Below are 15,593 nucleotides of genomic sequence, written 5' to 3' on the forward strand. Positions count from 1 at the left end.
TTATTCTAAAGGATCGGCGCCAATGAGCACATCTTCGCCGATAGTAAAGATCATCCCCGCCCACATGAACGGGAACGAATCAACTGTGTCATATTCAACGTCCAGATCGTCAACCAAAGCATTACCCACGTCCGCACCAACTACGGCGTTTTCAACATACTTGCGGAACGTTTCCAGGCGGCTTGTGCCGGCGTATGAGGTTACGTTACCGGAAACGGTTTTGGTCTCGTCATAGATACAGACGTCAACTTCAACATGATGGTGCTTTTTGTCTTGAGACTGCCCGGCTGATTTACCTGATGGGTAAATAATCACGAATGGGCAGGCTTCTTCACCCGGTGGGTCCCGGCGGTCAACGTTCTCGAAAACCTGATGGGCTTGGCTATAAGTGGTCGACGCCCAACTGGTAATGGTCGAATCCGTTGAAACGGCGGTCACAATGGTGTCGATCAGAGTGTTGATGTCCATGGTTAATCCGGATACGTGTAGGACTCTCGGTCATCCCATACATAATTGAACCCTGAGTCGCCGTTGGGAAAAACGATGGTGACGACGTTCCCCGATGTGTCATAAATAATTTTTTGGATTCTCCACGCGGTGTCACTGGTGGCCACATTCGGCGAGGAGACGCCCGAATATTCGACGTCACCCGACGAATTATAAGCAATTCGCGTTTGCAGAGCATCGTGATCCACCTCACAAAATGCAGGTGTGGCCGATACCAGACAAATCAAAAGTGCAATGATTAACGTAATTTTGGTTTTCATGTCTTTCCTCATTTAAAATGCACGTGGTTTTTCATCCCGAATCAGGGGAATTTCCCAGGTTAAACCGTCGCCTGCGATGATCACATCTTGACTTTGATCCTGGAACACCCGCCAGGTGGTCGAACCGACGATCACAGTATCCCTGTATTGAGGATCCGGAACATCGGAAACCCGGACTGTCAGGGTTGCGTGTTTGGCCGTGGGGGCGTTGCGGCCCCCATATGTGATGTGGCCATAGATCGGTGAACCGTTATAGGTGATCAGGTCCGCATGATCGGCGGAAAACAGAACGTCCATGGCGTAGACCTTGGCGTCGGCAAGGTTCATTACGCGTAGGTTCCCTTGACCAGCACGCCAGGCCGGTAGCAGATCGGCAGCGGGTTGCTCTGGGTGTGCAGATCCACGCCACGGTTATGCTTACGTGGCTCCTGATGGGCGTACAGTTCAAGGCCCAGCGTGTTGGCGGTTTCGTTAAAGTCCGCCGGGGCGAACAGCGTCTCGAAAGTGCTCATTGTCCCCACGGGGAAGAAGTGTGCATCCCCGGCAGTGATGAAGGCACGGGCGTTGCCGTCGATATCATCGGCGGTGCCCCGGTACTCTTCAAATGTGATGCCCTGGAATTTGAAGCCTTTGCGGGTATCCTCGCCGATTCGTTCAGCGGCGGCTGACCAATTCAGGTAAGCCTCTTTGACGGAATCGTGACCGACCAGACCATCGAAGAAGGTCTCTGAGCAAAGGCAGTGAACACCGCTCATGACTTCGCCCTTCAGATTATCTTCGATATGGCGGGAGACCGCGCGGCATTTGGCGGGGATGTCGGTTGTGCTTGTGGCCATGGCGAAGCTGACGGTCTTCTGGCTGATGCCGAATTCCGTATAAAGGTTGTAAAGCGTGGTCGCATCCGCATCCAGAATGATCCCCTTCAAGGCGCCCATGCGCAGATGCTCAAGGGTGATAGCGTGCTTGTTCCGCATCGTTTGGAGCACGTCGTTGACCACCTGTGCGATGCCGGTCAGATCGTTTTCGGACCCGAAGGCCCGGACACCCTGATAGGATTCGGGCATGATCACGTCATCAAGCGGGATGTGCGGAATGGTGAAGTTTCTCACAGTACGCTTGCCCCTGGAGTTCTGAAGCCCGGGGGAACCCACCGGCTGAGTCTGGAGCAGGTTCAGAACGCCGTTTTTCTCTTCCACGGCAATGGTCCGGGTACGGACACCCTTGCCGGGCATGAGGTTCATTTCGCGGACCCGGCCGTAATTGTTCGGCAAGATGTTAATGGCCCGCGTCAAGCTGGTCATGCTGAAAGCATCGGAACTGGTAAAAGGATCAAGCATCGTTTATCCCTCCTCGGCGGCGATAATGCCGGCGGTTTTCAAGCTGGCCATGGCCGTGGCCTGTTCGGCGGTTTCAATATCGGACGGAAAGGTCAGATTGTCTTCGATGACGATAGCGTCCCGGACGATGGCCACGCCCTCGACATCGGCTTCGCTGGCGTCATAATCAGCAATGGCGATGCCGGCGGCGGTCTCAGTTCCATCAGCGCCGTCCTGATCGAATGCCGCGTACTTGCCGGAGGCGGTGACGATGCCAAGCACTTCACCACATGAAATGGAGTTGCCGGAGGCGATGGTAACTTTCTCCCGGGAATAATTCTTGTCGGATTCCCACTTCAAGAAGTCGTCCAGATAATTGGATTCGGTGATTGAACTCATTATTTACCTTCCTTTCCGGCCCGGCGGTTGGCATCCTGGAGAAGCGGGTTGACGTCTCCAATACCGGTGGCCGATACCGTGGAAAAAATCGATTTCTGTGCCGCATCGGCTTTGGCTTCCAGGATCTTCTGCCGGGCTTGCTCCGGTGTGGTCCCGGAATTGATCATGCCCATCACAAAAGACAGGTCGGTAACCCCGGCCAGCTCGGCGATGGACAAAATCTCTTTGGCCTGGTCGGTCTGTTGGGCGTTGGCATCGGTGGGAACAAAGCCCACACCCGCCATGGCTTCGGCGATCTCGTCAGGCTGTTTGCCCGCTAAGAGAGTCCGAATGTCGGTTTTAAGACTCATTGATTCACCTCTTGAAACAAGTTTGTTGAAAGATTGTATTTCATCGGCAAGGCCGAGCTTCACGGCTTCGGCGCCGGTATAGATGCCAGCTTCGGTCTGCCGGATGGCTGATTCGGATAAACCCCGGTTCCTGGCGACCGTTTGAACGAATAGATCGTAAGTGGTGTTGATCTTTTCTTGTGCAAGTTTAAAAGCGGCTTCGCCCAACGGACCGTGGGGGCTGAAATCATTCTTGCGCTCGCCGGCATAAATCGGCGTAAATTTGAGGCCGGCCTTTTCCTCGGCCCCGGACTGATCCACATGCAAGGCCATTACGCCAATCGAGCCCACACTGGCAGTACGGGAGAGATAGACCTTATCGGCGGCGCTGGCGATCAGGTAGGCGGCGGACAAGGCGCTTTCGTTGGCGATGGCCGTGATCGGCTTGATCCCCCGGCTATTATAAATAAGGTCCGCCAGGTCAAACACGCCTGCCACTTCACCGCCAGGCGAGTCGATATTCAAGACGACCTGATCGACGGAATCGTCTGCCAGGGCATCGGAGAGAAAGGCCCGGATGTCCTCATAGGCGGCCCCCTCGCCCTGAATCCAGCCCATGAGGCCGCCGTTGCGGTGCACCAAAGGGCCGAAGATATCGAGCACGGCCGTGGCGCCGTCGTGTGGGGCAGCGGTGCCGGTGGCATCGATCGGAAAACCGGACAGGCCGGCGGTTTCGAGCAAAAGCTGAGTAAAAATCATTTTGATGCGTTCCTGACGTCGGTGTCAAATTTGAGGCCCAGGCCGTCGGCCCGGTCCTGATCGCTGGCAATCTCAGAGTCCACCGCCTCGACGTCCCGCCCGCGTTCTGCAACAGATTCAGATCGTGACTTCCGGCCGGCCTTGATCGCATTGTCCTCGGCCTGCCCGTCCTTTAGCGGATCGGTCATCGGGAAGCCTTCATGGCACCATTTGACTCGGTAGTACTTCTGTCGATTTTCTCGGAATCCAGGCAAATTTATTGCCCTGGACAGAACGGCCGTATTGAGCCAATAGCGAAGGACCGGAGCGCACATCTGATAAACAACCACATGGTTGATGATCTGTAGGCACTGGCGCTGGAACGTTTTATCCCCGGACCGTAGCGACGTGTAATTACTGTCAGAGAGATCGCCGGAAAGTTTTTCGTAGGTCAGGCCACCGAAGCCTCGGGCTATACGGCGCTCCTGATGCTTCACAAACGGCGCATAGGAATTGCCAACGTCTGCGGGTTCTGAGAACTTCACGTCCATACCCGGCGGCAAGGCTGGAAAAGTCCCGGGTTCCAACGCCATGATCTGGGCACCCATATCGTCGGTGGTGTCGGTGGAGTCCTGCCCGAACACAGACGGGATGTTATCGACCTCTCCCGCCGGGGCAGTGATGAAGCCGCCAAACATCGCGGCGGCCTTCTTGCGGACCTGTTCGGCGTCAAGATACTGATTCAGCTCACGGATAATAGCGATCACGCTTGAAAGCCATGGACGGCCACGCTTTTGACCTGGACGAAGCGGTCGATAGATGTGGAGCACTTCAGATGCCGGGACGCGAATCTTTTCGCCGGGTGTGCTGGAGAGATAGGACTCGCCAGGATGTTCCCGATACATGTGATAGGCAACCCGGCGGCCCTCGGGTGAGAACTCGATGCCCATCCTGATCTCGTTGCCGTTCGGCGCTTGGGTGTTATACGCTTCATCCAGGTGATCGGGTTCAAGTACCTGGATTTTTAACGGCACGGGCATGGTGCCCGGTTTCTGAGGGATGAACCGAATCAGCACTTCCCCGGATTCGACCATGCAGCGGGTAGCAAGGCTTTGGAGTCCGTAAAAATCGGCCACGCCGTCGTGATCGGCTTCCATGGTCCAGTCGGCCCACAACTGTTGCAGGGAGCGTTTGATCTCGGCGTCTTCAAGTTCCCAACGGGGATTGATGCCGCTTCCGACGATGTAGGCCACCAGCGTGTCAAGCCCGCCGGTGATCAACGGTTCGTTACGCACCAGCTCACGGGACCGTGCCCGAAGCGTACCCAGGCTGTTGAACATGCTGGCATCAGGCCCGGCACTGGACAAGCCCCAGTTGCCGAAACGCCGACCGAAGGTAGCGCCCTCAAAATGGCCCTGATAGGATGCGGCCCGCATTGGAATCCGGCGGCCATGCTGGTCAACTATTTTCAGGAAACCAGCCATTAAAGCCCCTTGCTCGTCTTGGCCCGGAATACCCGGTTGGCGGTCGTTCCCAGCAACTGTCGAAGCTCCACCAACAGCTCATCGCGCAAAGTCCGGAGCGTTGCAAAATCCGATTGGCTGTACTCGATCGTTTTCCCTGCAATGGTAAGGCGGACAACACTTTGGCCTTTGGCCAAGTCCATAACGGCGGTACGGGCGGAAATGTAATCCTGGCGGAGGGCTTCCAAACGCTCGGCTCTAAATTCGGCCAGCTCATAGGCGCTGGCCGATTCCAATTCTTCAGCACTGTAGTAAAACCGTAAATCCAAATCGGTCATGATTTTCCCATTTTTAGAGGGGTGGCGTCGTGAGCAAAAATTGAGAAGTCGGAAGACATACTGATTGTATAAAACAATCACAGGTTTTGGAGAATCCGCTTAAGTGGTTTAAATTGACTAATTGGCTAAAATCGTGCATGTTAGCAAAAATAAATTAATTATTAAGAAAAAAATCTTTGTTTTATTTATTGATTACTCAATGATTAAAGAAAGGAAATTAGTTTACATGGAATGGTTGTTAAAACTACGGAGCTATCATTCATTAACTTTTGTATGTATCATATTGACAGGGCTTTATATAACTAAAGTTATAAGGTACTATCCTAGTATGGTGGCGCTAATCATGGCATTAACTGGGCTTTCTATTATACTAATACAGCACATCAAAGACGCTGAAAATTTTAGTTTTTATTCCACTAATACTTTAAGGCGTTTTATCAACTCATTATTTAAATCTGAGGAGACTAATAATTTTGTTTTACGTGGTTCTGGAGGCATTGTTCTATCTGGCAGAGGGTATTATACAGAAATGATTCCTGATAATTCTACAATTGAAGATAAAGTAGAATTTCTTTTAAAGAAGTACGAAAGCTTTAATAGATCAATCTATGAAATTTCCAATGGGATTGATAAAACAGAAAATTCAATAGCAGAAACAAAGCGTGAATCTAAATCGTTTATCGATAAAATGTCAAAAACTTTAAAAGACGATATTGCCAGCCATACAGTAGGATCTTATGATTTAAATCTATTTGGTATATGGGCTACCATTTGTGGAGTAGTCCTTCAATTTTTTTGTTCATAAAACAATGATAAAAAAGACATTATAATAGATTTATACTTTACATTCTCAGATGATTAAAAAAGACCATAGAATAAACACTTTCGAAAAATAATTTTCCGGATTAACTTTACTTTCCGCAATTAGCTTCATAAGGCTTTCCCGTGAAACCCGGGTCGCACGTTGACTTGTACAGATGGCCACAAGCTTGCCTTCTCGGATTAACCTATGGACGTATTCAGACGACCAATCCATCATGTGCGCAACCTTCGAAACCTGCAGATACTGTTTTTCAATTTTCATTAATTCACCTCGACATCCATTTAGACCGCGCAACCGTGGGTACCGGCCGTTTTTTATTATGAGAATTCTGAACCTGTTCCGGCTGCCGTTGTGGCAACTGGATTGAATTAAAATCAATTCGCTGGACACCTGCCCGGATGGCGGCGGCGTAAGCATACACTTCACAGTCTAGGAAGTGATTGTCACGAATCATTTTCCACACTTGAACCGGATAGCCATTTGAATAAGTGGTAATCTGTTTTTCTCCCGTGAGCTGTTCGAAATAATCGTCTGATGCGCCGATGTACCAGTGGTAAGACCCAGGTCCCTCGGTCAGTTGAAGTCTTGAATAGATCGTCGTTTTTGCGTTACTTGATCCGACCGGCCATAGCTGGATACCGTTTTTGATGATCCGGCCATTGTAATTGATGTCCTGATTGGTCGGTCGGCCCAATATCGGCTTATTTGCCTGCGACTGGCCTTTAACCGGGAACACTCGCGGAGCACGGGTGCGGCTGAAATTGTAAACAATTTGCGAGAAGTCGCCGGAGTCAATAGCTGCGTAAACCACATGCAGATCGGCACAAGACACATGTCGGAACGGCCGGTTGATCAGAGCGTCAAGCTCATTCCATGGCGCATCGGTGGCGATGTCACCAAAGATCTCTCCGGCATAGACAAGCCAGCTTTCCTCAGCTTCGCCCCAGGCACGGATGATCACATTCAGGCGGTTTTTATGACAGTCTACGCCACAGGTCAGAACATATCCGCCATGGGGGATGGTCATGGGCTGGTAGGGTTCGCACCGGGCTTTCAACACGGTCCAGTCGGGTTGTGATCCTCGATCTTCCCAGGACTCGCCCAGAACAGTGTTGATAAACGTTTGGAGCTTCTGGCGGTCCTTTCCGACCTGCTCGCGTTCCTCGGCCAGCTTCGCCCATGTGGCATTGGGTGAATAGCTGTATGCCGCCCAGATATGAAAACCGGCGTGCCCGTTGAAAGGCTTCGTGGCCCTCCATTCGCCGTGCTCCACCATCCAGCGTTTCCGTGAATGCGGTATCAGCTGTTGGCATGACTCACATTCGTATGCGGCTTTCTCCGGTTCGCCAGGTGGCCATTTAATCCCCTTCCAGCGTAGGACTTGCATGTGCCCACAGAACGGACAAGGAACAAAATAGTGGCGCTGGTCACTCGATTTGAAACTGTCCTCGATTCGACTGATGCCGGCAACGGTCGGAGTACTTCCGAGAACGATCTTTCTATTCCAGTAATATTCTGACCGCCGGATGCCGAGCATGATCTGATCACCTTCACTGCCGGCCCCTCCAGGTGGGTAGCCATCCACTTCATCGAAAAGAACTATCCGAGCACTGATCCGGCGGAAACCTCGGGGAGAGTTCGCGCCGACCATTATTAAGGTCCCGCCAGGGAATGATTTTTTCAGAATTGTGTTATCACTGTCACGGGTGCGGGCATCGGCCACCAATGGGCGGAGAACTGGCGTATCCCTCACCATGGGGGCGATTTCGTCCTTACTATAGCCCTGCGCGTCCTCAATGGTCGGTTGCACCAAAAGGATAGGGCAAGGATCTTGGTGTATATGATAACCGATCGCGTGATTCACAATCTTGGTGTAGCCAACGCGGGCAGATTTCATCATAGTGATACGCTCGACCGATGGATCGGTTATCGCATCCATGATGCCGCGTTGATATGGCAGGGTGTGCCATTTCCCGGGCTCGGCAGCCGACTCAGGTGAGAGGAAAGCATGCTGGTCAGCCCACTGGGATAGAGACAAGACCGGCGGCGGTGCCCAGGTGGCAATTGCACGGGCATAGACGGCTTTGGCTGAATCACTTAGCATTTGAAAGCTCCTGAAGGGCGCCGCGCGTTTCCCTGTCAATGGTCGATAATACCCGATCCCGAGTTTCCACATCGGTGATGGCTTCGGCAAGCAGGGGCGCGACCTTTGATTTGATGCCCAGAATTCGAACTTTAGCAGCACTGATTAATTTAGTGAGCACAACTTCCACGTCGCTGGCAGGAATCAGTTCACCGCGTTTCTCTTTGACCTCCATTTCGCGGAGTTCGGCCAGCGCCCGCTCTTTAGCTGTTTTGGCTTCGTTCAGGGTCAATGATTTTGATGGTTGGTTCCCATCAAGAATCTGATCGGCTTTGACGACGTCGATCACATAACGCCCGCCATTCTTTGTGAAGGCGCCGTCCAGCTTGCCAGCCTTGATGTGCTGACTGATCATCGACTTGGTGCACTGCCGATGCTTCGCGTATTCTGTCAGATTCATTTTTAAAACGCCCGTTCTGATAGTGTATGTAATTTTTTACCCTGTGCCTGCGTGACTATCGCGCTGACCGCAACCGCGAACGCTGTTCACTCGGGAAGGACCCGCCGGTTCGGTGTGTTGGCGGCCGGCGGGTCGGTGGTGCTGGTCAGGCCGGAATGTCGGCCAGCTCGACCTCATCGATCATTTTGAATCGGTCTATGGGCTCGCCGGCCTGGATGGCCGGCCGCAAATCGGCCCACAGATCTTGAAATGCCGCGTGCCCCTCCGGTGTGTCGGGATGAGAAAATAGGAAATTCGGCATCAGGGGCGCCAGGATGCCATCGACCCAGGGCACGAGTTCGGTGGATTCGTAAAGGTTGCCATGCTGGTCGACAGTGACCACATTGCAGACTGATTCGGTGGTCACTTCGCGAGCTTTGGCGATGCCGTCGATGAGGAGCCACGCTATCGTGGGAACTTTCACAGGAGCTGTTGATTTGATCTGGTAGATTTTTTTCATTTTTTTTCTTTCTGCCGGTCACCGGCGGTATTCACAAAAAAAAATCCTTAATGAATGGGGGTATTTTTTTACCCCCAGATATAGCTTCCAAGTTTTGCTTTTCGTAGTCTTGTAGCCTTGTAAAATCAAACAAAAGACTAATATGTGACTACAAGCTAACTATCTGTATTTTTATGTTAATATTTTATGTGAGCCTGCATTGTAGTCCTGTAGTCTTTGTTTTTGTTCAAACTGAAAAAAAATATAGCCATTCAGAGACTACGGATTTTCAGACTACGGCGCGGCATAGCTGACCGGCAGCCCCCAAACCTTGACAGATGTGACGCGGTTGTCTGCGCGGTATGAAATGCTACGGCGCGTCGCCCCCATCGCCCGAAGCTGCCGCGCGACCGTTCCACGGTCCAGGTTAAGCCCGCATCTGATGTTTAATTTTCTGGCTAATTTCGGAGCCTTTATCCACAATGTCCCCGATTCGATGAATGTCATGGGTTCTGTATAATAATAAATCCGATCATCATCGGATTTGTTGTCAATGACATCAGCATTTTCTTCTTGCAGGTTTTCTTTGATGAGTTCGGAAAGCTTCATCTCATCTATGCGTTCACGACGGATGCATGGTGCAATGCGCTCTAAGAGTTCGTCCCACGCATCCTGTTTACGGATTTTGCAAGGGATGTTTGTGATGGGATACGCTTTCGCCCGAAATGCTCTTGGCGAAAGTAGCTCGGTGGGCGATAGTTCAATCTCTCGCCCGTTCGAAAATCCCATTCGATATCGTGGGTGGTCGCCGTCATACAGCACGACCTCTTGGAGCTTGAGTCCCGTTTTTGACTCGAATTCATGAAATCGCTTATTTTTTTCTGATTCAGAAAGGGGCGCTTCGCCCTCAATCGCCGCCCTTTCCTGCGCCTTGGCGGCCTGTTTCTCTCGCACGCTGGCCACGGTGCGCGGTAAAAAATCGGGTCGGCGCCACTTCTCCGGATTGGGCGTTTTCCCCGGGTGTTTTCGCCAAAACTCACCCCCAAGGGATGTCAGCTCGCCATCGTCAAACCCGCTTTCTGCGGCGATTGCAAGAAATCCGAAGAGCACGTCCGACAGTGATTTACCGTTCATATGGTCGGGAATTCCTGCATCCCACATCGATTTGGCGGTTTGATCGATCTCGAAAAGCTGGAGTAATCTATCCACGTCAAGCATTGACGATGATGGTGGTGGCGGTGGTGTGGCACATGCCGGTTGTGGCACATCATTTTTTATGTGATACGCCAATGGCGTTTCTAATTTCATCCGGATCAGTAAATGTGTTGTCCCATATTTCGTGAACGGTTGCTAAACACGGTTCGGGTGATCTGCCCGCCTTGACCTTCTTACCGTTTGGCCAGTTCAATTGCCCTGGAATTCTCCACACGTGAGACAAATCCTTCGTGCAAAAATCGCAGCCGGTACCCTTTCCGAGTGCCTGCGCAAGCGGCTTCGCTTCTGCGAAGGAGAGGCCCCTATTAAAAAGGTAAAGGGTTTGAAACCGACCCGGCGAGGATTCTATAACGCAATCCGGCGGCAGGGGCAGGCGGTCGGAATACTCACACGCTCGCTCATCGTCGAAATCGCCGCAGAAGCCGATGGTTTTTTCGATGTCCTGCTCTGAACCTTTCAAGCCGGCGGGCAGATTAGTCCGCATAGTGCACAGGGGGACGTAAATGTTTCTATGGCGGTCGTTTTGAATTCTTTTGATAAATGCCATAGTTCCGTCGATATCACCGACGCGGAAGTGGCCGATTTTTGGCGGGATGTCTATCCCCGTGGTGGGATTCTGTCCAAACGACGCAACAATAATTTTTCCAGTGGCACCGGCACGTTCGGCGACGGTGTGGATCATTTCCACATGTTGGCGGGTGTCGTCGGGATTTTGTTTAATTTTTGATAATACTGCTTCTGACGCGTTGACATTCACTTCCATATTTGATAAACATTTCCTATATTTTCGGGTTGTTTTTCCAGTTTCGAACCGTCCCAAGGAGTGGCCCTTGGGGCGGTTTCTCTTTTGGTGGTGGGCATCATGAGGGCACCACCCGCGTGGATGCAACCCACGCGTCGATGTCTTTACGATCATAACGAACACATCTTCCCATTTTGTGATATGGTGGGCCGGTGCCCTGATGCCGCCAGTTGCGTAGTGTTTGGACTCCCAAATTGTTTTCTTCGGCGACCTGCTGGTCTGTCAGTAATTCGCGTTTTGCGGACATTTGCCTTACCTTTCTTGCCGCGCCCCCAAAAAAAAAGGCAACGGCCCCTTCGGGTCAAAAGACCCGTAGCCATCGCCTCAAGATAACAAAACTGGGGGCGGACACTATGCCCGCCGAGATTATTTTTTTCAGGCATCCGTGTTTTACTCACGGATGTTACAGATTGGTTTCTTGGACGTAAATTTTACGGGAACCATAAGGAAGTAAACGGCCCGTGTCAATGCCAAAAAAAAGTCAAGTTTTCATTTCACTCGTATTTCAATAAATATAATTGAAATTATTGATTATTATACAATTTTTCTCGTTTTATTTTTTTTCTTTGTCACAATATTATTGACGATATCACCGGCTAATTGTGAAGCCGATTTCAGCGCTTCGTCGCGCAGGTGGGCATAGCGTTGTGTCATCAACGGGCTCTTGTGGGTCATCAATTTTTGCAATGTATAAAGGTCCACTTGGCCGCTGCTGGCCAGCATTGACGCGTAAACATGCCTGAGCCCGTGAAGTGCCCGAAAAGAAGAGGGCAGGCCCGCCGCTTTTTTGATTTTGGCAACGGCCTTGTTGATGTCCGTCCGCTGTCGTCCGCCACGGCCAGGAAAAACGAAAGGTGATCCCTTCATCTTCGGATGGTTATTAAGGACGGCGGCGGCCGCATCGTTCAACGGTATGGTTTGGTCAACAACGCCTTTGGGATCACGAATTTTGATGAAACCCCGTTCAAAATCAATGTCCCGCCATTCCAATTTGAAAAGCTCACCACGCCGCATGCCGGTATAAAGCGCCATCAGCATTATGGGGCCGGCCTGTTTGTGGGTATCCATTTCAATGACCTCTAAAAGTTTTTTCAACTGGTCGGGTGAAAGATCCTCGGTTTTGATATTGTTAACCTTTGGCATTTCGATCCTGAACCCGGCCCCTTCGCATAATTGTTTGTTCACACCATAGTTGATTAAGCGCCGGAGCAATTCAAGAACGTTTCTGACCGTTGCCGGCGATTTGGTTTTCAACAGCTTCAACCGAAGGCGGTCAACATCCAGGGGCACCAGTTCGGCCGGTTCCTTCTTCCCGAAGGCAGGATCAAGATATAGGTCGAATCGGTTCTGGTCGGTAACGATGCCTTTCAGATTCGGCTTGGCCTCTTTGTACGCCGTCCATAGTTTGGCAATGGTGTATCGGCCTTCCTCGGCCTGTTTGGCGGCTTCCTCGGCTTCCCGTCGTTCTGTGTTGGTCGATTGACGGCCTTCAATCCGGTTCAGCCGGATTCGGGAGGCCTTTGAAAAAGTCATGTTGTTTTGGCTGGCCCGCCCCACCTTTTCCTCGATGGCCCTTCCGTCTTTCCGATACCGGATATAAAAAATCTTGTCCGGCTTTCCAGACCCAACTGCCGTCCCATTGATATAATATACGCCGGGATATTTTACTTCTGTAAATCTCTCAAATTTTGCCATTTTCTCATGCCCCCTATTTTTGGTAGAAGTATTTGGTCCCCACATTAGTCCCCACACAGAACCATTAATTTCAGGTAAATATCATATATCAAAAAAAAGCCTAAATTGACATAACATATTAAAAATAAATAGAAAAGGTAAGATGAAGTATGAACAGGTATTTTAATAAAAAAGGCCTGAATTTGGGCTCATAACCCGAAGGTCGTTGGTTCGAATTCAGCCCCCGCTACCAAAAAAATCAAGGGGTTACGGTGTTTCACCGGACCCCTTTTTTATTAGGGTGTGACGTAATTGTGACACTTTCGAAAACAAAGAAATAACCTTCGCCTCGGTTTCGGCACCCTTGCCATCAACTTTTTCAGGGCCTTTTTGACTTATCGACTGCATGAACGCGGAACCGTCATTTCGCGTTTTCCTTGGAATCCATGCATAGTATCGCGTGAATATCATCTGTAACGATGAATGGCCCATCATGCTTTGCACCCAGCCGATGTCCTCACCCGCCGAAAGCATCAATGTCGCGAATGTATGCCGTGTTTGAATGGGGGGTCGGTATTCCAGACCAGCTTTTTCCAGGGCCTTTGTCCAAACCACATTACGGTAATGGTCCGGATTCATCCGTGCCTCCCCCTGCGTCAAGAAAATGTGCTGACTTTTTCCAGTCAACTGCCGCTGGTCCTCTAAGGCTTCCAATACCGGATCAATGCAGTCCACATAGCGTTTCGATTTTTTCGTCTTCGGACGATCATCCTGACCATAAACATAGGATTTGTGGATGTGGATTTTTGGCCCTGGTTTCATGTTCTGTTTAAAATCCGACCATAACAGCGCGTCAATTTCTCCTGATCGCATGCCGGTGAAAAATCTTACCACGGTATACGGCTTATAAAATGGATCGATAGCTTCCAGAATCAACAGAACTTCTTCATAGGAAAAAGGGAAAATGTCTGGCTGCTCGACAGTCCGATTGTCCACCTTCAGCATGACGTTATCTTGGACATAGCCATTCTTGAAAGCCATTTTAAAGACTGAGCGCATCGGAACCAAAATATTGTTGGTCCTTTTTGGCCCGCATGATAGGGACGCGATGAACTTCTCAACGTCCAGATACGAGATGGCGTCTATCGGCATGTCTTTAAAAAATGGCAGAACGTGTGTATTCATCGACGAGCGATAGTCCCGCCAGGTTGAATATTTCACCTTTCCCTCATGGATGGCGGCCCATTCTTTTGCGACTTGACCAAAAGTGAGGCACTCCTGGCTTTCTGGTGCAACTGAAAAACTTCCATTGATTCGGTAGTTTTCCAGCATCTTATCACGCAGTCGGATAGCTTCGGTAGCGACCGTTGTTTCAAGGGATATCCTGGTTTTCCCTTTTCGGAAATACCAGAACTGCCCTCTTTTAGTTAAATGATGGTACTTTGAATTTGCCATGTCATATCCTCCAGTCTTCGTCGGTCTTGGCTGATATGACAGGCCTTCCCTTTATGGTTCCTTTTGACGGATCGCCTGCATCACCCCCTTTCTTATTGAAACTGTTTTTGTCTCTGAAATCCTTGATATCATCCCGGTGGTATAGAACTCTTGATGAACCAGGCGCCTGCCAGTAAGACAGCAGGCCTTGTTCCCGCCAATTTTTCACTGTGCCAGGAACAACTCTAAAATATCCAGCAACTTCATTCTGCGTCCATAACTCTTTATCCCATAGATTTTCCTTTCTTTCCATAAATACCACACCTCAATTTATATTGGTATGGCAGGCCCTGTGCCGGTCGGTTCCGGTAGACGGCGATCACACCGCCCATGGCGTGCCCAGTCGCGCTGATTGGAATTGCGACCTTATGGAGCCGGTGGGATTGATCCCCCGACTCCTGGTGTGGTCCCGAGGTGTAGGGACCACAGAAAAAATGATGAACTTGACGAACGTCAATCCGCTGATGGGTTGGTGTAGCCGCGAGACAATGCGGCTACCTTTCCCAACGGAAGTGCTCTACATGTGAAAATAGTTCCACATCACATCGATGATCAGTTTGTTCACCGCATCATCAATGTCACCGGTTCTGCGAATGATTTCTTCCCCCATGAAATCTTGGCCTTCCTGAGTCAGTTCAATGTCCTGGTATGGAACCTCTCGGCCTTTCCATTCAAGGACCCCTTCATCAAAGCGAATGAATCCGAAAAGATGGTCGTGGAGGAGGCTGAACTCTTTTTCGCAGGCAACGCCAGGGTCGATCGTCTGGACCGTCTCGATGTCCTTGTTCATCATGACAAGTCCTGTCGCGGCAAAATCGGTTGCAACCTCTTTGACGGGTTGATCGCCTTGAAGTTTAAGGTGATGAAACCATCCATGATCTGACCGGGCAAAAATATCGGTTCGTCCATCTGAATGACATTTGCTCAAACAGACGAGAGCGTGATCCCGTTCGATGTAGTAGCCATCCTCTCGCAGGATCTCCATGTGGATTTCATCCGCCGAGCAGATGTCACAGGTTCGGATTTCATTTTCAGTTGTTATTTGCATAATTCTTTTTCTCCTTGTTTTGAATTTGACCTTCTCTTTCGAAAGTCTTTATGCCTGCATCAAAGGCAGGCAGATGTTTATAAAGCGCACAAAGAGTGCCGTTGTTGGCAGTGGTGTCGATAAACCTATCCAACAGGATGTTTGAAAACTTGGTTTCTACTTACTC

20 protein-coding genes are annotated in these 15,593 nt (G+C 50.5%); 1 reads left to right on the top strand and 19 read right to left on the bottom strand.

The window, feature by feature from the left end:
- From GN112_RS26120 to GN112_RS26155, 8 genes are read right to left on the bottom strand one after another with little or no spacing between them, the layout of a single operon-like run.
- Positions 1-468, bottom strand: a complete 468-nt coding sequence (locus GN112_RS26120; RefSeq protein WP_155312854.1) for a hypothetical protein — start codon at positions 466-468, stop codon at positions 1-3.
- A gap of 2 nt (positions 469-470) precedes the next feature.
- On the bottom strand, positions 471-767 hold the full coding sequence (locus GN112_RS26125) for a hypothetical protein (RefSeq protein ID WP_155312855.1): 297 nt from the start codon (positions 765-767) through the stop codon (positions 471-473).
- Positions 768-779: 12 nt separating this feature from the next.
- Positions 780-1,094 carry a head-tail joining protein gene (locus GN112_RS26130; RefSeq protein ID WP_155312856.1) on the bottom strand — a complete coding sequence of 105 codons (315 nt, stop codon included), beginning with the start codon at positions 1,092-1,094 and terminating at the stop codon, positions 780-782.
- A complete protein-coding gene (locus tag GN112_RS26135; protein WP_155312857.1) occupies positions 1,094-2,104 on the bottom strand; it encodes a major capsid protein in 1,011 nt (336 codons plus the stop codon). Before GN112_RS26135 ends, GN112_RS26130 begins: the two co-directional genes overlap by 1 nt.
- Before the next feature lie 3 nt (positions 2,105-2,107).
- Complete coding sequence (locus GN112_RS26140) at positions 2,108-2,482, bottom strand: head decoration protein (protein WP_155312858.1); 375 nt, start codon at positions 2,480-2,482, stop codon at positions 2,108-2,110.
- Positions 2,482-3,570 (bottom strand): S49 family peptidase, encoded by a 1,089-nt coding sequence (locus GN112_RS26145; protein WP_155312859.1) that lies wholly within the window; start codon positions 3,568-3,570, stop codon positions 2,482-2,484. Before GN112_RS26145 ends, GN112_RS26140 begins: the two co-directional genes overlap by 1 nt.
- A complete protein-coding gene (locus GN112_RS26150) occupies positions 3,567-5,033 on the bottom strand; it encodes a phage portal protein (RefSeq protein WP_197743411.1) in 1,467 nt (488 codons plus the stop codon). Before GN112_RS26150 ends, GN112_RS26145 begins: the two co-directional genes overlap by 4 nt.
- Positions 5,033-5,350, bottom strand: a complete 318-nt coding sequence (locus tag GN112_RS26155; protein ID WP_155312860.1) for a hypothetical protein — start codon at positions 5,348-5,350, stop codon at positions 5,033-5,035. Before GN112_RS26155 ends, GN112_RS26150 begins: the two co-directional genes overlap by 1 nt.
- Positions 5,351-5,483: 133 nt before the next feature.
- Between GN112_RS26155 and GN112_RS26160 the strand changes: the two genes are divergently transcribed.
- Positions 5,484-6,155, top strand: coding sequence for a hypothetical protein (locus tag GN112_RS26160; protein WP_155312861.1), 672 nt, complete (start codon positions 5,484-5,486; stop codon positions 6,153-6,155).
- Between the two features lie 45 nt (positions 6,156-6,200).
- Here the strand turns inward: GN112_RS26160 and GN112_RS26165 are convergent, their stop codons facing one another.
- The 11 genes from GN112_RS26165 to GN112_RS26215 form a co-directional block, all read right to left on the bottom strand.
- The gene (locus tag GN112_RS26165) at positions 6,201-6,434 is read right to left on the bottom strand and encodes a hypothetical protein (RefSeq protein WP_155312862.1); all 234 of its coding nucleotides are present in this window, start codon (positions 6,432-6,434) and stop codon (positions 6,201-6,203) included.
- Positions 6,435-6,438: 4 nt separating this feature from the next.
- The gene (locus GN112_RS26170) at positions 6,439-8,277 is read right to left on the bottom strand and encodes a phage terminase large subunit family protein (protein WP_162459126.1); all 1,839 of its coding nucleotides are present in this window, start codon (positions 8,275-8,277) and stop codon (positions 6,439-6,441) included.
- Entirely contained in the window at positions 8,267-8,716 is a 450-nt protein-coding gene (locus tag GN112_RS26175; RefSeq protein ID WP_155312864.1) for a hypothetical protein, read from the bottom strand. Before GN112_RS26175 ends, GN112_RS26170 begins: the two co-directional genes overlap by 11 nt.
- Before the next feature lie 145 nt (positions 8,717-8,861).
- Positions 8,862-9,215 carry a hypothetical protein gene (locus tag GN112_RS26180; protein WP_155312865.1) on the bottom strand — a complete coding sequence of 118 codons (354 nt, stop codon included), beginning with the start codon at positions 9,213-9,215 and terminating at the stop codon, positions 8,862-8,864.
- 273 nt (positions 9,216-9,488) lie between these two features.
- A complete protein-coding gene (locus GN112_RS26185; RefSeq protein ID WP_162459127.1) occupies positions 9,489-10,502 on the bottom strand; it encodes a hypothetical protein in 1,014 nt (337 codons plus the stop codon).
- Positions 10,462-11,172 (bottom strand): DNA-primase RepB domain-containing protein, encoded by a 711-nt coding sequence (locus GN112_RS26190; protein WP_162459128.1) that lies wholly within the window; start codon positions 11,170-11,172, stop codon positions 10,462-10,464. Before GN112_RS26190 ends, GN112_RS26185 begins: the two co-directional genes overlap by 41 nt.
- Positions 11,173-11,269: 97 nt before the next feature.
- The gene (locus GN112_RS35435) at positions 11,270-11,458 is read right to left on the bottom strand and encodes a helix-turn-helix transcriptional regulator (RefSeq protein WP_155312868.1); all 189 of its coding nucleotides are present in this window, start codon (positions 11,456-11,458) and stop codon (positions 11,270-11,272) included.
- 287 nt (positions 11,459-11,745) lie between these two features.
- Entirely contained in the window at positions 11,746-12,906 is a 1,161-nt protein-coding gene (locus GN112_RS26200) for a tyrosine-type recombinase/integrase (protein WP_155312869.1), read from the bottom strand.
- Between the two features lie 246 nt (positions 12,907-13,152).
- Positions 13,153-14,340, bottom strand: coding sequence for a tyrosine-type recombinase/integrase (locus GN112_RS26205; protein WP_155312870.1), 1,188 nt, complete (start codon positions 14,338-14,340; stop codon positions 13,153-13,155).
- A 1-nt stretch (position 14,341) separates the two neighbouring features.
- Positions 14,342-14,632: a helix-turn-helix domain-containing protein gene (locus GN112_RS26210; protein ID WP_155312871.1), complete on the bottom strand. Its 291-nt coding sequence runs from the start codon at positions 14,630-14,632 to the stop codon at positions 14,342-14,344.
- A gap of 264 nt (positions 14,633-14,896) precedes the next feature.
- Entirely contained in the window at positions 14,897-15,427 is a 531-nt protein-coding gene (locus GN112_RS26215) for a hypothetical protein (RefSeq protein ID WP_155312872.1), read from the bottom strand.
- Positions 15,428-15,593: the final 166 nt, after the last annotated feature.

It is taken from the genome of Desulfosarcina ovata subsp. ovata (genome assembly GCF_009689005.1).
In the GTDB taxonomy this organism is placed as follows: Bacteria; Desulfobacterota; Desulfobacteria; order Desulfobacterales; family Desulfosarcinaceae; genus Desulfosarcina; species Desulfosarcina ovata.

What these genes read in the sequence shown, in the direction of transcription:
- GN112_RS26200 (WP_155312869.1), bottom strand. Translation starts at nt 12,906, where the DNA reads ATGGCAAAATTTGAGAGATTTACAGAAGTAAAATATCCCGGCGTATAT.
- GN112_RS26140 (WP_155312858.1), bottom strand. Translation starts at nt 2,482, where the DNA reads ATGAGTTCAATCACCGAATCCAATTATCTGGACGACTTCTTGAAGTGG.
- GN112_RS26170 (WP_162459126.1), bottom strand. Translation starts at nt 8,277, where the DNA reads ATGCTAAGTGATTCAGCCAAAGCCGTCTATGCCCGTGCAATTGCCACC.
- GN112_RS26150 (WP_197743411.1), bottom strand. Translation starts at nt 5,033, where the DNA reads ATGGCTGGTTTCCTGAAAATAGTTGACCAGCATGGCCGCCGGATTCCA.
- GN112_RS26165 (WP_155312862.1), bottom strand. Translation starts at nt 6,434, where the DNA reads ATGAAAATTGAAAAACAGTATCTGCAGGTTTCGAAGGTTGCGCACATG.
- GN112_RS26120 (WP_155312854.1), bottom strand. Translation starts at nt 468, where the DNA reads ATGGACATCAACACTCTGATCGACACCATTGTGACCGCCGTTTCAACG.
- GN112_RS26145 (WP_155312859.1), bottom strand. Translation starts at nt 3,570, where the DNA reads ATGATTTTTACTCAGCTTTTGCTCGAAACCGCCGGCCTGTCCGGTTTT.
- GN112_RS26205 (WP_155312870.1), bottom strand. Translation starts at nt 14,340, where the DNA reads ATGGCAAATTCAAAGTACCATCATTTAACTAAAAGAGGGCAGTTCTGG.
- GN112_RS26135 (WP_155312857.1), bottom strand. Translation starts at nt 2,104, where the DNA reads ATGCTTGATCCTTTTACCAGTTCCGATGCTTTCAGCATGACCAGCTTG.
- GN112_RS26215 (WP_155312872.1), bottom strand. Translation starts at nt 15,427, where the DNA reads ATGCAAATAACAACTGAAAATGAAATCCGAACCTGTGACATCTGCTCG.
- GN112_RS26155 (WP_155312860.1), bottom strand. Translation starts at nt 5,350, where the DNA reads ATGACCGATTTGGATTTACGGTTTTACTACAGTGCTGAAGAATTGGAA.
- GN112_RS26175 (WP_155312864.1), bottom strand. Translation starts at nt 8,716, where the DNA reads ATGAATCTGACAGAATACGCGAAGCATCGGCAGTGCACCAAGTCGATG.
- GN112_RS26190 (WP_162459128.1), bottom strand. Translation starts at nt 11,172, where the DNA reads ATGGAAGTGAATGTCAACGCGTCAGAAGCAGTATTATCAAAAATTAAA.
- GN112_RS26130 (WP_155312856.1), bottom strand. Translation starts at nt 1,094, where the DNA reads ATGAACCTTGCCGACGCCAAGGTCTACGCCATGGACGTTCTGTTTTCC.
- GN112_RS26210 (WP_155312871.1), bottom strand. Translation starts at nt 14,632, where the DNA reads ATGGAAAGAAAGGAAAATCTATGGGATAAAGAGTTATGGACGCAGAAT.
- GN112_RS26125 (WP_155312855.1), bottom strand. Translation starts at nt 767, where the DNA reads ATGAAAACCAAAATTACGTTAATCATTGCACTTTTGATTTGTCTGGTA.
- GN112_RS35435 (WP_155312868.1), bottom strand. Translation starts at nt 11,458, where the DNA reads ATGTCCGCAAAACGCGAATTACTGACAGACCAGCAGGTCGCCGAAGAA.
- GN112_RS26180 (WP_155312865.1), bottom strand. Translation starts at nt 9,215, where the DNA reads ATGAAAAAAATCTACCAGATCAAATCAACAGCTCCTGTGAAAGTTCCC.
- GN112_RS26185 (WP_162459127.1), bottom strand. Translation starts at nt 10,502, where the DNA reads ATGAAATTAGAAACGCCATTGGCGTATCACATAAAAAATGATGTGCCA.